The sequence below is a fragment of the Xanthomonas codiaei genome (genome assembly GCF_002939785.1).
Classification (GTDB): Bacteria; Pseudomonadota; Gammaproteobacteria; order Xanthomonadales; family Xanthomonadaceae; genus Xanthomonas; species Xanthomonas codiaei.
Map to the genome: position 1 here is coordinate 1 of NZ_MDEC01000098.1, position 307 is coordinate 307.

Consider the following 307-nt stretch of genomic DNA (forward strand, 5'->3'; position numbering starts at 1 on the left):
GTGTTGACCGACAACGGCGCCTGCTATCGCTCCAAGGCCTTCGCCCGCACCATCCGGCGCCTCAACCTCAGGCACTACCGCACCCGCCCCTATACCCCACGCACCAACGGCAAGGCAGAACGCTTCATCCAGACGGCATTGCGCGAGTGGGCTTATGCCCACCGCTACGACAACTCCGAGCAACGTGCCGCGCACCTATTGCCCTGGCTCCATCACTACAACTGGCATCGGCCCCATGCCAGTCTCGGAAAACGCCCCCCCATCTCCCGCATCCACATTCCACTGAACAACGTGGTGGGTTTACACA

1 protein-coding gene is annotated in these 307 nt (G+C 62.2%); it reads left to right on the forward strand.

Annotated features, from left to right (window positions below):
• A partial coding sequence (locus XcodCFBP4690_RS22200; RefSeq protein WP_146092053.1) for an integrase core domain-containing protein occupies positions 1 to 307 on the forward strand: 307 nt, incomplete at both ends.